This window comes from Nocardioides sp. CFH 31398 (assembly GCF_022436705.1).
Taxonomy (GTDB): Bacteria; Actinomycetota; Actinomycetes; order Propionibacteriales; family Nocardioidaceae; genus Nocardioides.
Genome location: NZ_JAKUHT010000012.1, coordinates 178,778 through 192,640, shown reverse-complemented (window position 1 = coordinate 192,640; position 13,863 = coordinate 178,778). Strand labels below are relative to the sequence as shown.

General features: G+C 74.6%; 10 protein-coding genes. 2 read left to right on the top strand and 8 right to left on the bottom strand.

All coding sequences use genetic code 11. The features are described from left to right. Nucleotides 1-8: 8 nt before the first annotated feature. From MJ876_RS11970 to ndk, 7 genes are all read right to left on the bottom strand, one after another. Nucleotides 9-1,949, bottom strand: a complete 1,941-nt coding sequence (locus tag MJ876_RS11970) for a TIGR03960 family B12-binding radical SAM protein (RefSeq protein ID WP_240236510.1) — start codon at nucleotides 1,947-1,949, stop codon at nucleotides 9-11. Nucleotides 1,950-2,036: 87 nt separating this feature from the next. Beyond that, a complete protein-coding gene (gene rodA, locus MJ876_RS11965) occupies nucleotides 2,037-3,248 on the bottom strand; it encodes a rod shape-determining protein RodA (protein WP_240236653.1) in 1,212 nt (403 codons plus the stop codon). Nucleotides 3,249-3,250: 2 nt separating this feature from the next. Beyond that, nucleotides 3,251-5,422: a penicillin-binding protein 2 gene (mrdA, locus tag MJ876_RS11960; protein ID WP_240236509.1), complete on the bottom strand. Its 2,172-nt coding sequence runs from the start codon at nucleotides 5,420-5,422 to the stop codon at nucleotides 3,251-3,253. After that, a complete protein-coding gene (mreD, locus tag MJ876_RS11955) occupies nucleotides 5,419-5,997 on the bottom strand; it encodes a rod shape-determining protein MreD (RefSeq protein WP_240236508.1) in 579 nt (192 codons plus the stop codon). The genes mrdA and mreD overlap by 4 nt, the downstream gene beginning before the upstream one ends. Nucleotides 5,998-6,004: 7 nt before the next feature. Next, nucleotides 6,005-6,964, bottom strand: a complete 960-nt coding sequence (gene mreC / locus MJ876_RS11950; RefSeq protein WP_240236507.1) for a rod shape-determining protein MreC — start codon at nucleotides 6,962-6,964, stop codon at nucleotides 6,005-6,007. Beyond that, complete coding sequence (locus tag MJ876_RS11945; protein WP_240236652.1) at nucleotides 6,961-7,992, bottom strand: rod shape-determining protein; 1,032 nt, start codon at nucleotides 7,990-7,992, stop codon at nucleotides 6,961-6,963. Before MJ876_RS11945 ends, mreC begins: the two co-directional genes overlap by 4 nt. A gap of 327 nt (nucleotides 7,993-8,319) precedes the next feature. After that, entirely contained in the window at nucleotides 8,320-8,727 is a 408-nt protein-coding gene (gene ndk / locus MJ876_RS11940; protein WP_240236506.1) for a nucleoside-diphosphate kinase, read from the bottom strand. Between the two features lie 46 nt (nucleotides 8,728-8,773). Between ndk and MJ876_RS11935 the strand changes: the two genes are divergently transcribed. Beyond that, nucleotides 8,774-9,583, top strand: a complete 810-nt coding sequence (locus MJ876_RS11935) for a hypothetical protein (protein ID WP_240236505.1) — start codon at nucleotides 8,774-8,776, stop codon at nucleotides 9,581-9,583. A gap of 46 nt (nucleotides 9,584-9,629) precedes the next feature. Next, complete coding sequence (locus MJ876_RS11930) at nucleotides 9,630-10,646, top strand: Gfo/Idh/MocA family protein (protein WP_240236504.1); 1,017 nt, start codon at nucleotides 9,630-9,632, stop codon at nucleotides 10,644-10,646. Between the two features lie 262 nt (nucleotides 10,647-10,908). Here the strand turns inward: MJ876_RS11930 and MJ876_RS11925 are convergent, their stop codons facing one another. Beyond that, nucleotides 10,909-13,791 (bottom strand): LPXTG cell wall anchor domain-containing protein, encoded by a 2,883-nt coding sequence (locus MJ876_RS11925; protein ID WP_240236503.1) that lies wholly within the window; start codon nucleotides 13,789-13,791, stop codon nucleotides 10,909-10,911. Nucleotides 13,792-13,863 lie beyond the last annotated feature (72 nt).

Sequence of the window (13,863 nt, the reverse complement as noted above, 5' to 3'; positions counted from 1 at the left end):
ACCGGACCTCAGACGACCGACAGCGGCAGCAACGTCTGGCCGGTGGGGCCGACCTGGATCTCGGTGCCCATCTCGGGGCAGACGCCGCAGTCGTAGCAGGGGGTCCACCGGCAGTCCTCGACGTCGACCGAGTCGGGGTCGAGTGCGTCCTCCCAGTCGGCCCAGAGCCAGTCCTTGTCGAGGCCGGAGTCGAGGTGGTCCCAGGGCAGGACCTCGTCCTCGGTGCGCTCGCGGGTGGTGAACCAGTCCAGGTCGACGCCGGTGCCGGCCAGGCCGCGCTCGGCCGCGGCGGCCCAGCGGTCGTAGGAGAAGTGCTCGCTCCACCCGTCGAAGCGGGCCCCGTCGCGCCAGGCCTCCTCGATGACGCGGCCGACGCGGCGGTCCCCGCGGGACAGCAGTCCCTCGACGATGCCGGGCTTGCCGTCGTGGTAGCGGAAGCCGATCGCGCGGGCGTACTTCTTCTGGCTGCGCACGGCCTCGCGGAGCTTGCGCAGCCGCTCGTCGGTGGTGTCGGGGTCGAGCTGGGCGGCCCACTGGAACGGCGTGTGGGGCTTGGGCACGAACCCGCCGATGGAGACGGTGCAGCGGATGTCGTTGCGGCCCGAGACCTCCCGGCCGGTGTCGATGACCCGCGTGGCGAGGTCGGCGATCGCGAGGACGTCCTCGTCGGTCTCGGTGGGCAGCCCGCACATGAAGTAGAGCTTCACCTGCCGCCAGCCGTGGGAGTAGGCCGCCGCGACGGTGCGGATCAGGTCGTCCTCGGTGACGGCCTTGTTGATGACCTTCCGCATCCGCTCGCTGCCGCCCTCGGGCGCGAACGTCAGGCCGGAACGGCGCCCGTTGCGGGAGAACTCGTTGGCCAGCGCGATGTTGAAGGCGTCGACGCGGGTGCTGGGCAGGCTCAGCGAGACGTTGCGGTCCTCGTAGCGGTCGGCGAGGCCCTTGGCGACGTCACCGATCTCGGTGTGGTCCGCGCTCGACAGGCTCAGCAGCCCGACCTCGTCGAAGCCCGTGTTGCGCACGCCCGTCTCGACCATCGCCCCGATGGTCTCGATGCTGCGCTCGCGGACGGGGCGGGTGATCATCCCGGCCTGGCAGAAGCGGCAGCCGCGGGTGCAGCCGCGGAAGATCTCGACGCTGAAGCGCTCGTGGACCGTCTCGGCCACCGGCACCAGGGGCTTCGACGGGTACGGCCAGGCGTCCAGGTCCATCAGCGTGTGCTTGCGGACCCGCTCCGGCACGCCCTCCACCACGGGGACGACGGACGCCAGCGCGCCGTCCTCGCCGTAGGTCACCTCGTGGAAGCGCGGGACGTAGACGTTGCCGGTCACCGCGAGGCGGCGGAGCAACTCGAGGCGGCCACCGGGGCGGCCCTGGGCGGTGTGGTCGCGGACGACGTCGGAGATCGCGAGGACGATCTCCTCACCGTCGCCGAGCACGGCGGCGTCGAGGAAGTCCGCGACGGGCTCGGGGTTGAACGCCGCGTGGCCACCGGCGAGCACGATCGGGTCGTCGTCGGTGCGGTCGATTGCGTGCAGCGGGATGCCGGCGAGGTCGAGCGCGGTGAGCATGTTGGTGTAGCCGAGCTCGGTGGAGAAGCTCAGGCCGAGGACGTCGAAGTCGCGCACCGGCCGGTGGGCGTCGACGGTGAACTGCGGCACCCCCTGGGCCCGCATCACGGCCTCCATGTCGGGCCACACGGCGTACGTGCGCTCGGCGACGATCCAGTCGCGCTCGTTGAGGACCTCGTAGAGGATCTGCACGCCCTGGTTCGGCAGCCCGACCTCGTAGGCGTCCGGGTACATCAGGGCCCACCGCACCTCGGTCGTGCCCCACTCCTTGACCACGGAGTTCAGCTCGCCGCCGACGTACTGGATCGGCTTGCTGACGCTCTCCAGGTGCGGCTCGAGACGCTCGAAGACGCTGGCGGGCTCCTGCTCGGGTGACACGGGGCGGACCTCTCGGGGCTCGGACGACGGGCGTGCTGCAGCGGCCCAGCCTACGGCGGGCTCCGCTTCACCGGGTCTCGCGGCGCCTCAGCGGGCCGGCGTACGGCGGGGCGCGGTGTAGCGGGAGGGCGCGACGGTGTGGGTGCGGAGGTGGATGTTCATGAGCAGGCCGACGGCGAGGAGGTTCGCGAACATCGAGGAGCCGCCGTAGGACACGAAGGGCAGCGGGACGCCGGTGACGGGCATGATGCCGAGGCACATGCCGACGTTCTGGAAGGCCTGGAAGCCGAACCAGCAGGCGATGCCACCGGCGGCGATGCGCCCGAAGACGTCGTCGGTCTCGGCGGCGATCACGAGCGCGCGCCAGACGACGACGCCGAGCAGGGCGATGAGCAGGCCCGCGCCCAGCAGTCCGAGCTCCTCGCCGGCGACGGTGAACACGAAGTCGGTGTGCTGCTCGGGGACGAACCCGGCGCGGGTCTGGGAGCCGTCGAACAGGCCCTGGCCGAAGAGCCCGCCGTTGCCGACGGCGATGCGCGCCTGCTCGGTGTTGTAGCCCGCGCCGCGCGGGTCGAGCCCGGGGTCGGTGAAGGCGAGGAAGCGGTCGACCTGGTACTCGGCGAGGACCCCGGCCGCGACCGCCCCCGCCGCGCCGACGACGCCGGTGAGCGTGAGGCCGACGAGCCACCGGCGGGGCGCCCCGGACAGGGCGATGACCCCGAAGACCGTCGCGGCGAGGACCAGCATGGTGCCGAGGTCGGGCTGGAGCAGGATCAGCGCGGCGGGCACACCGGCGATGACGAGCATGCCGACGACCTCGACCGTGCCGACCCCGCGGCGCCAGGAGCCCTCGGCCCGCTCGGCGACGAGCAGGGCCATGCCGATGACGACGGCGAGCTTCGCGAACTCGCTGGGCTGCACCGAGATGGGGCCGAGGTCGATCCACGACCGGGAGCCGTTGATGGTGGAGCCCATGACGAGCACGAGCACCAGGCCGATCACGGAGGCGAGGTAGACCAGCGGCGCGAGGATGCGGATCCAGCGGTGGTCGGTGGCGAGCACGAGCACGAACAGCACGGCGCCGATGGCGATGTTGACCAGCTGGCGGCGCAGGTAGGCCTGCGGGTCGCCGCCGGTCAGGTCGTCACGGGCGACCGTGGCCGACCAGACGAGCAGGGTGCCGAGGACGACGAGGGTCACGACGGCCCCGAGCAGCAGCCAGTCGAGCCGCGGCGCACGGGCCAGCGGGCCACGCACGGGCGTCCGGGTGAGTCGGGCCGCCGGGCGGTCCCCCAGCATCGTCACTCCGCTGCCCCTGCCTGGTCGGTCGTCTGCGCGGTGCCGCTCGTGTCCGGCCGCGGCGGGAGGATCGAGCCGTCCTCCGCGAAGGTCGGCAGGGCGTCGGGGGCGACGACGCCGGGGATGGCGGCCTCGCCCGGGTCCACGGCCTCGCCGCGGACGCCGTACAGCGACTCCCAGATCTTGCGGATCGCGGGGCCGGAGGTGCCCGAGCCGGTGCCGCCCTGGCTGACCATCATCACGACGACGTAGTCGTCGGAGTACGAGGCGACCCAGGAGGTCGACTGCTTGCCGTAGACCTCCGCCGAGCCGGTCTTGGACCGGATCGGGACCTGGTCCAGCGGGAACCCGCCCATCCGCCAGGCCATGGTGCCGACGGAGGTCACGTTGCCGAGGGCGGCGTCGATGTAGGTCTGGTACTCCGCGGGCATCCGGACGGTGCCGTTCTGGCGGGGCTCGATCTCCCGGACGACGCGGCCCTCCGGGGAGACGACGGCCTTGCCGACCCGCGGCGCCATGAGGCGCCCGCCGTTGGCGATGGCGCCGTACGCGCGGGCCAGCTGCAGCGGGGTGACGACGGTGTCGCCCTGCCCGATGGAGAAGTTCACGGCGTCGCCGGCGCGGTACCAGGCGCCCTCGAGGCAGAACTCGCGGGCGAAGCGGTGCAGGAAGTCCTCGCCGGGCTCCTGGCCGATCTCGCAGTAGTAGTCCTTCTGGGCGCGGTAGTACTCGCGCTTCCACGCGCGGTCGGCGATGCGGCCGGTGGCCTCGCCGGGCACGTCGATGCCGGTGCGGCGGCCGAAGCCGAACTCCTTCGCCTCGCTGACCAGCGGGTCGGGGGCGTCGACGTCGGTGGGGTCGGAGCCCAGGCGGCTCCAGAAGTCGTAGCCGATCCGGTAGAAGAACGTGTTGCAGGAGACCTCGAGCGCCTTGTCGAAGCCGATGTAGCCGTAGGCGCCGGACTCGTAGTTGTTGAAGGCACGGTTGCCGACCGCGAACGAGCTCGAGCAGTCCAGACGGGTGTCGGTGGAGTAGCCGTTGCGCAGCGCCCCGAGCGTCATGAACGGCTTCCACGTCGACCCGGGGGCGAACTGGCCCTGGGTGGCGCGGGACAGCAGCGGCGTGCCGGCGTCCTCGGAGTAGAGGCGGTCGAGCTGGTTGGCGGTGATGCCGCCGGTCCACACGTCGGGGTCGTACGTCGGCTGGCTGGCCATCGCGACCACGCGACCGGTGTCGGCCTCGAGCACGACGGCGGCGCCCGCGTCGGCGACGTACGGCGTGCCGGTCACGGTGTCGACGGTCTGCCGCGCGGTCTCGATGGTCCGCGCGAGTTGGCGCTCGACGACGCCCTGCACGCGGGCGTCGATGGAGGTGACGAGGGTGTCGCCGGGCCGCGCGCGGGTGCGGCCGTCGTCGCCGAGCACCCGCCCCATGGAGTCGACGGCCACCCGGCGGTAGCCGGGCATCCCCCGCAGCCACGCGTCGTACTGCTTCTCGACGCCGGCGCGGCCCACCGACGAGGCACCGTTGACCGACCGGTCGCCGGCCTCCTCGGCGTCGTCCAGCTCGTCCTCGGTCACCGGCGACAGGTAGCCGAGCAGGTGCGCGGCGTTGACGCCGTACGGCTGGGGGTAGGCGCGCAGGCGCTGCTTCTCGACCAGCACCGAGGGGTAGTCCTCCGCCTGCTCCTTCAGCGACAGGGCGGTCCCCGGCTCGAGGTCGGACGCGATCGGCACCGGCTGGTAGGGCGAGCCGTTCCAGCACGTCCCCTCGACGGAGCCGGGGTCGCCGCAGTCGAGCAGCGTCGCGCGGATCCGCTTGAGCGGGACGTCGACGGCGTCGGCGAGGCGCTCCAGGAGTCGCTTCTGCTGCGAGGCGGTCATCCGCTCGAGCAGGGAGCGGTCGACCGAGGTGGTCCACGACGTGCGGTTGGCGACGAGCGGACGGCCCTGGGCGTCGACGATGAGACCGCGCGGGGGCTGGACGACGACCTCGCGCACCGACTGCGACGCGGCGCGGGCCTGGTACTCCTCGCCGTCGAGGACCTGGAGGTAGTACAGCCGCCCGAGCAGGGTGGCGAACAGGGAGAAGACCAGGGCCTGCACCACGACCAGCCGCAGCCGGCTGCGTCGCGCCGAGCCCCCGGAGCCCCCGGAGCCTCCCGAGCGGCTCACCGGCCCACCCCGGCGCCGGGGCGCGGCTCGAGGCGGGTCTCGCGGCGGACGGTCGCGCGGCTGCGCTCGGTCTCCGTGCGACGCATCACCCCGAGGACGACGGGCAGCACGAACGGCGTCGCGACGACGTCGTACAGGAGGGCGGTGACGATGACGACCAGGGTGTCGCGCACGCCCATGGCGGGGTCGGACAGCAGCATGCCCGTGAACGCGAAGACGGACGACCCCACGAACGACGCCGCGGCGACGGTGAGGACGACGGAGCCGGCGGAGGGCCGGGCCTCGGCGCCGTTCTGGGCGCGCAGGCGCCCGACGAGCCAGCCCACGACGACCAGCGCCAGCGCCCAGCGGCCGGCGACGTGGTCGGCGGGCGGGGCGAGGTCGAGGGCGACGCCCGCCGCGAAGCCGAGGACGGCGCCGAACTCCGGGCCGCGGACGAGGGCCGCGCCGACGACGACGAGCAGGCAGAGGTTGGGCACGACGCCGTTCCACGCGAGGTGGGACATGACGCTGACCTGCATCAGCAGGGCGACGGTCACGAGCAGGAAGGCGACGACCGCGCGCAGTGCACTCATCGGGCGCTCACCGGATGCTCCCGTCGGCCTCGAGGACCCCGCGGTCGCTGCGGGTGCCCGAGGGCACGGCCACGCCGACGAGGTCGAGGGAGCTGAAGTCGACGAACGGCTCGATGACGGCGAACTTCGCGGTCTCCCGCGGGCTGCTCCACACCTGGGAGACGGTCCCGATGGGCACGCCCGGCACGTACGGCGCCCCGCCGTCGCTGCCCCAGGTGACGACGGTGTCGCCCTCGCCGGGGGCGACGGTGCCGTCGACGAGGTCGAGGGTGAGCTCGCCGGAGTCGTCGATGGAGCCGCGGCCGCGGAGGAACCCGATCTCCATGCTGTCGCCGAGGCGGCCGCCGACCACGGACTCCGGGTCCATGACGAGCAGCACGGTGGCCGTCGTCCGGGTGGTCCGCAGGACGCGGCCGACCAGGCCGTCGTTGTCGAGCACGGTCATGTCGGGGGTGATCCCGGCGCGGGAGCCGGCGTCGATGGTGACGGTGCGCGAGAACGACTGCATGGGGCCCATCCCGATCACGCGGGCGGGGACGAGCGTGAACCCGCCGTCCTCCGCGGCGCGGGTGAGCCCGTCGAGCTCGGCGAGGCGGTTGCGGTCGAGCCCGGACGTCGCCTGCTCGCTGCGCAGGCGTGCGTTCTCGGCCTCGAGCGTCGACACCTCGTGGCGCAGGGAGTCCTGGGTCCGCAGCCACGACGGGACGGCGGCGAAGGGGCGCACCAGGCCGGCGGCCCCGGCCTGCAGCGGCCCGAGCGTCTCGCCGACGGCGGTGCGGCCGGCCTCGACCGGGCCGTCGTCGGTCTGCTGGTCGAGGGTGATGAGGCTGACGCTGGCGAGCAGCAGCGCGACGAGCAGCGCGCGGGACGGGCGGCCCCCCTCGAGCCGCTCGAGACCGCGCCAGCGCTTCTCGCGACCGCGCGAGGGACGGGTGGCCCGCTGGTGGCCGGGGCGGGGGGAGCTCATCCGAACCGCCGCGGCTCGCTGACCAGGACCTGCTGCAGCGCCTCGAACTCCTCCACGCAGCGCCCGGCGCCGAGGGCCACCGACGTCAGCGGGTCCTCGGCGACGTGGACCGGCATGCCGGTCTCGTGGCGCAGGCGCTCGTCGAGGCCGCGCAGCAGGCCGCCTCCCCCGGTGAGGACGATGCCGCGGTCCATGATGTCGCCGGCGAGCTCGGGGGGCGTGGAGTCCAGGGTCGAGCGGACGGCGTCCACGATGTCCGCGAGGGGCTCCTCCATCGCCTGGCGCACCTCCGCGGAGGACACGGTCACCGTGCGGGGCAGCCCGGAGACCATGTCGCGGCCGCGGATCTCGGCCTCGGGCTCGGTGGGCAGCGGGAAGGCGGAGCCGAGGGTCGTCTTGATCTCCTCGGCGGTGCGCTCGCCCAGCAGCAGCGAGTACTCCTTCTTCATCCACGCGATGATCGAGGCGTCGAGGTCGTCGCCGGCGGTGCGCACGGACAGCGAGGTGACGATGCCGCCGAGGGAGATGACGGCGACCTCGGTGGTGCCGCCGCCGACGTCCACGACCATGTTGCCGGTGGCCTCGTGGACGGGCAGCCCGGCGCCGATCGCGGCGGCCATGGGCTCCTCGACGATGTAGACCCGGCGCGCGCCCGCCTGGTAGCCGGCCTCCTTGACGGCGCGCTGCTCGACGGCGGTGATGCCGCTGGGCACGCAGACGACCATGCGGGGCTTGGCGAAGTAGCGGCGGCGGTGCACCTGCTGGATGAAGTAGCGCAGCATCTGCTCGGTCGCCTCGAAGTCGGCGATGACGCCGTCCTTGAGGGGGCGGATGGCGGCGATGTTGTCCGGGGTGCGGCCGATCATGCGCTTGGCCTCGTGCCCGACGGCGAGGATCTCCCCGGTGCTGTCGTTGAGGGCGACCACGCTCGGCTCGTCGAGCAGCACGCCCTTGCCGCGGACGTAGACCAGCGTGTTGGCGGTCCCGAGGTCCACGGCCATGTCCCGGCCGATGAAGCTGTTCGGCATGTTCTGGCTGCCTCGCACGGTGCTCGAGTGGGGAAGTCGGCCCGCGGGCGCACGGGACCGTTCCTGACACTAGGAACGCCGCAGCGTCAGGCCCGGGAGGCGCGCCGGAGCGAGCAGGCCGACCCGACGAAGGAGGGGCGGCCGTGGCGAGCGAAGGTCGAGGAGCCCGCGCGACCGAGGAACGAGGTCGCGACCGGGCGTCTCGAGACCCGGTGAGCCGACGATCGGCCCGGACCACCACAGCGACCACCGGCCAGGGGTTGCCGAGCAAGGTCTCGACGAGCCCGACCGGCGCCGACCCAACCCGACCGGCGATTGGCCCTCGGCTCAGAGGTTCGGGAACCAGAGCCCGATCTCGCGCTCGGCGGACTCGGGCGAGTCGGAGCCGTGCACGAGGTTCTCGCGGTTCGACAGCGACAGGTCGCCGCGGATGGTGCCGGGGGCGGCCTTGCGGCCGTCGGTCGCGCCGTTGAGCGCGCGGACGACCTCGATGGCCTCGTCGCCCTCGACGACCATCGCGACCAGGGGGCCGGAGGTGACGAAGGCGCGCAGCGGCGGGTAGAAGTCGCGCTCGACGTGCTCGGCGTAGTGCCGGTCGGCCTGGTCGCCGTCGATCGTCCGCAGCTCCATCGCCACGATGCCCAGGCCCTTGGCCTCGAAGCGGGAGACCACCTCCCCCACGAGCCCGCGACGGACGGTGTCGGGCTTGAGCAGGACGAGGGTGCGCTGCGACATGCGCCGCACCCTATCGCCGGGCGGGCCCAGGGGTGAGGATGGCCCGATGGGGGACGTCGTGGTGGCCGTCGTGGGCGAGGGGCCGGACGTCGCGGCCCTGGCGGATGCGCTGGCGGACGCGGTCCCCGGCGTCCGGCTCCCCCACCCGGCGGGCCGCGACCTGCCCACGGACCTCTCCGGGCTGGACGGTGTGCTCGTCGGCCCGGACGCCCTGGGCTCGGACGTCGTGGCTGTGGCCCTGGCGGCGGGACTGGCGGTGCTGTGCGCACGGCCTGTGGCCGACGCCGCCGACGCCCACCGGCTCGTCGAGACCGACCGCGCCGCCGGAGGGGGACTCGTGAGGACGTCGTTCCCGCGACGCCACGACCCGCGGTTGCGCGAGCTGCGGCGCCACGCCCAGGAGGGCGACCTGGGACGCCCGCGCCTCCTGCGCGGCGTCGAGACGGGCACGGACGTCGACCTGGGTCTGCTGCACGCCGTCGACACCGTCGCGTGGCTGTCCGGGCGGCCGGTGACGGACCTGCGGGTCGAGTCCGGCGACGACGTCCACCTGCTCACGATCGGGACGCAAGACGGTCCCGTCGCGGACGTGGAGCTGCGGCTCGCTGCGGCGGACGCCGAGCACGCTCCTGCCGCCCAGTGGGAGGTCCTCGGGTCGGACGGCTCGGCCGAGGTCGCGGTCTCCGCGGCCCACCTCGCGGAGGCCCAGCGCATCCTGCTCACCGCCTGGGTGCGGTCCCTCGGCGCACCGGTCCCCGCCGGGGTGGGGGGCGCCGGGGGCTCGGCCGAGGACGCCCTGGCGGCCGCCGCGGCCCTGTCCGCGACACGGACACCGCAACCGCCCGGCGTAGGGTGAACAGCGTTCACTCAGACGGCTCGGGGGCGACGCGATGGGCGCGGGCATGGGGACGAGCACGGTGGTCGGCACCGACGCGCTCTTCGCGGGTTCGACCACCGGTCCCCCGGACGTCCTCCGGGTCGGTGTCGTGGGCGCGGCCGGGGCCGGCGTCCCCCACCTGCGGGCCCTCGCCGGGGGCGTTCCCGGCGCCCGGGTGACGCTGGTGCAGGACGACGGGGACCCGCGGCGGCTGGCCGAGCTCGCGGAGCACGCCGGCGCCGAGGTCGCCCGGCACCCCGACGAGCTGGTCGCGGCCGACCTCGACGCCGTGGTGGTGGCGGGCGGTGACCCCGTCCCGGTGGTGTTCGCGTGCCTGGAACGGGGGCTGCCCGCCTTCCTCGTGCCGAGCCGCGGCCTGGACGCGGACGACGTCCGCGCGCTCGTCAGCCTGGAGGAGGCCACCGGCCGACGTTGCGTCCAGGTCGGGATGGTCCGCCGTCACGACCCGGCCCACCTCGCGCTCCGCCGGGCGGTCGCGGACGGCGCGGGTGGACGGGTCCGTCTGCTGCGGACCACCGAGCGCGGCGCGGACCGGCGTGCGGGGGTCCTGCCGACGCTCGACGCCGCGACCTGGCTGCTGGGAGAGGTCCCGACCGAGGTGCGTCTCGAGTCCGACGACCCGTGGCTGCTCACGCTGCGGAGCGGTTCGACGCTCGTGCGCCTCGAGGTCGACGACGGCGTCCGGGACGGTCACGACCTGCGGTGCGAGGTGCTCGGCGCCTCGGGCGCCCTCGCCCTCGACGCGCCGTCCGCGGTCGTGCTGCGGCGCGGGGGTAGGACCGCCTCGGCGCAACCCGCCGACGCCACCGCCCGCTTCGCCGACGCCACCCGCATCGGTCTGACCGCCTGGGTCCGCTCCGTCCGCACGGGGCGCCCCCTCGGTGCCAGCGCGTGGGACCTGCACGTCGCGGTCGCCCTCGCCGCGGCCGTGGGCGCCTCCCGCCTCTCCGGCGACGCCGTCCACGTCGACCCCGGCCCCCGCCCGGGCCTCTACGACCCGGTCCCCCACCGCGCCCTCTGAGACGCCGAGTCGGCACATCTGCGCAGCCCTGGGACGTCGAGTCGGCACATCTGCGCAGCCCGGAGACGTCGAGTCGGCACGTCTGCGCAACCCACAGACGTCGAGTCGGCGCGTCTGCGCTCGGGCGGTCGCCGGAGTCGGCTGCCCGCACGTGCCGACCCAGCCAGGACCCACCGCGCAGACGTGCCGACTCGACCCCGAAATCCTGCGCAGACGTGCCGACTCGACCCCGGATTCCTGCGCAGACGTGCCGACTCGACGCTCAGGGGGTCGGACGAGGGCGGGGGTTGCGGGGGTGGCGCGAGCGGCGCAGCAGCCACAGCCCCAGCGCGACGAGGCCGGCGCCGCCGAGGGCGACGGGCAGCATGGCGCCGGAGGCACCGGTGTCGGGCAGCAGACCCCCGGGTGAGGTCGACCCCGGGTCGTCCGGTGCGTACGGCGAGCCGGGGTCGTACGGGTCGGTGCCGGTGCCGTCGTCCCCGCCGATGGGGGCGATCCCCCCGTTGTCGGTGGTGTCGGTGGCCGTGGCGCGCACCCGCGGGCCGACGGCGGCGCCGTCCAGGGCCGGCTGCGCGCTGACCCGCGCGGTGACGTCGCCCCGGGCGGCGCCGCACGTGAGCGTGACGGAGCCGTCCACGGCCAGCGGGCCGTCGGGGAGCTGGCACAGGGTGGCGCCCTCGATGCCGAGCCGCAGGGCTCGCAGCGGGGTCTCGCCGGTGTTGGAGACCTCCACGGAGGTCCGGCCGTCCGTGCCGTCGGCGGGCGGGACGACGCCCAGCGCGACGCCGACCTCGGGCACCAGGACCTCGACGGGGGTGCCGGCCCGGGCGGGGGTGGGGAAGCCGCCCACCTCCCCGAGGGCGGAGACCCGCGCCCGGACGTCGCCGCCGCCGTCCCCGACCGCGGCCGTGCACGCGTACGACCGCGAGTCCCCCGGCGCGAGGATGATCGGCCTCCGCCGCGTGCAGTCCTCCGCGGCGCCCCCGCCCGTCACGACCAGGCCGGTGACCGGCTGCGTCCCGTCGTTGGTCAGCTCGACGGTCAGGTCGACGTCCTCGCCGGGGACGGTGCGGGCGCGCTCCGGCGTGACCGTCACCGTGTACGGCGGGCGGTCGCGCACCGTCACCGCCGCCGTGTCGGTGTCGGTGACCTCGGTGTCGTCGTCCCCGGTCGCGGTGACGGTGGCCTCGTTCAGCACGTCGTCGCGGACCACGAGGCCGCAGCGGTAGGACCGCGACTCCCCCGCCGGGAGGGTCCCGACGGTTCGGTCGCAGCGGGTAGCCAGGGGGTCGGCGACGGTGACGTCGGTCAGCGGGCCGGCGCCGGTGTTGGTGACCGTGATGTCCCAGCGTGCCGTCCCACCGGGGTCGACCCGGCCGGTGACGGCGGTCTTGACGATCTCGACGGCGGGGGCGGTGGGGGCCGGCTCGACGGCCACGGTGGCGGCGTCGGCGTCCCGCACGTCCGGGCCGCCCGGCGCCGCGGCGCGCACCGTCGCGGTGTTGGTGAGGCTGCCGCTGCCGTCGTCGGTGACCGTGCTGCGGCAGGTCCACGAGTCCGAGGCCCCGACGGCGAGCCCGCCGACCTGGCGGGCGCACCCCGGCACGAGCGGGTCGGCGACGCGCACCTCCGTCAGCGGGGTGTCGCCCGTGTTGCGCGCCTGCAGGGTCCACTCCACCTGCTCGCCGTCGACGACCGAGGCCGGCGCGACGGTCTTGGTGATCGCGACCGACGGGTCGACGACCCGCACCGCGGTGCTGTCCACGGCGCTGAGCGTCGTCCCGCCGCCCCGGCCGGCGACGGAGGCCACGTTCACGAGGTCCTCGGTCACGACCGAGGTGCAGCGGACGGTCCGCGACTCCCCGGCGTCCAGGTCGAAGGCCGGCTCCTCGCAGTCGGGGGCGCCCGGGTCGGTGATCTCCACGTCGGTGGCGTCGATGCTGCTGGGGTTGCGGACGACGAGGGTCCACTCGACGGTGTCGCCGACCCGGGCGGTCGTGGGCGACACTGTCTTCCGCAGGCAGAGCGACGGCATCGGCACCGACAGGGTGAGGCCCTGGAGCAGAAAGGCGTCGGAGCCGCTCGCCGCGCCCGTGGACACCTCGAGCGTCGCCCCGGTGTCGCCGGCGTCGATCACGCCGTCGGGCACCTCGACCCGCTTCGCGTCCACGGAGAAGGTGTTGGGGTAGCCGGGCGCGACCCGGCCCTGTGCGGTCGAGGCGAAGAAGGTGTCCGCCCGTCCGGTCGCCGGGTCCTCCAGCGGGGTCCCGTTCACGCGGAGCCGGTCGCCCACCTGCCCGTTGTCGCCCTCGTACGCCGTCACACCGGCCCGCACCGCACCGCCGGTGGCCCGGAAGCCGGACACCCGGACCCGCTGCGGGTCGTCGCCGACGCCCTGGCGCACGTGCCCGTCGTACACGAACACCTCGCGGCGCCGGGCGTCGCAGCCGGCCGCGTCGGCCGTGTGGACGAGGGTCAGCGACCACCCGCCGAAGCACCCCCGCCCCTCGGCGGCGAAGACGTTGCCGACGGTCACGACGACGTCGCGGGCGGCGTCGGCGACGGGCAGGTCGGCGAACGCGCCGGTGACGACGGCGTCGGCGCTGTAGTAGCCGATCGACCCGGGGTCCTGGGTGTACTCCCCCGGCGCGACCTCCCGCGTCGGGCCCCCGGCGACGGTGAGGCGGACCGGGTTCGTCCGCGCCGAGCCCTCCGGGTAGTCACCGGGGTCGCCGACCCCGCACTGCCGGGGCTCGCGGTTGCCCGCCCACGACAACCGGGCGTAGGTCACCCGCGCCCCGGCGGGCAGCGCCACCTCGGCGGTGGAGGAGTTGTAGGTCTCGTCGTCGGAGTCGACGTCGGCGTACCGCATGGCGAAGCGGTTGTTGTTCAGCTGGTTCTCGCGGCGGCTCGCGGCGAGGCACTGCTCGCGCGCGTCCTGCGGGTCGTCCGGGCAGACGAGGACGGCGTTGCCGACCGTGAGCACGTCGCCGGTGACCTGCTCGGTGTGGACACGCTCCAGCGGGTCGACCACCTCGGCCGCGGCCGGGCCGGCCGCCAGGGACAGCCCGGTGAGGGACCCGAGGGCGGCCAGCGACACCGCGAGGGCGAGCCGGAGGCGCGCCAGGGGTCGACTCCTCGCCATGCGCACCTCCCCCGTGCGGGCCCTGCAGGGCCGTTGCCGCGGACTCTAGGCCGGATCGGCCCCCGTGGCACG

Coding starts and splice junctions, on each gene's coding strand:
- mreC (WP_240236507.1), bottom strand. CDS start 6,964: ATGAGCTCCCCCCGCCCCGGCCACCAGCGGGCCACCCGTCCCTCGCGC.
- mreD (WP_240236508.1), bottom strand. CDS start 5,997: ATGAGTGCACTGCGCGCGGTCGTCGCCTTCCTGCTCGTGACCGTCGCC.
- rodA (WP_240236653.1), bottom strand. CDS start 3,248: ATGCTGGGGGACCGCCCGGCGGCCCGACTCACCCGGACGCCCGTGCGT.
- ndk (WP_240236506.1), bottom strand. CDS start 8,727: ATGTCGCAGCGCACCCTCGTCCTGCTCAAGCCCGACACCGTCCGTCGC.
- MJ876_RS11935 (WP_240236505.1), top strand. CDS start 8,774: ATGGGGGACGTCGTGGTGGCCGTCGTGGGCGAGGGGCCGGACGTCGCG.
- MJ876_RS11925 (WP_240236503.1), bottom strand. CDS start 13,791: ATGGCGAGGAGTCGACCCCTGGCGCGCCTCCGGCTCGCCCTCGCGGTG.
- MJ876_RS11945 (WP_240236652.1), bottom strand. CDS start 7,992: ATGCCGAACAGCTTCATCGGCCGGGACATGGCCGTGGACCTCGGGACC.
- MJ876_RS11930 (WP_240236504.1), top strand. CDS start 9,630: ATGGGGACGAGCACGGTGGTCGGCACCGACGCGCTCTTCGCGGGTTCG.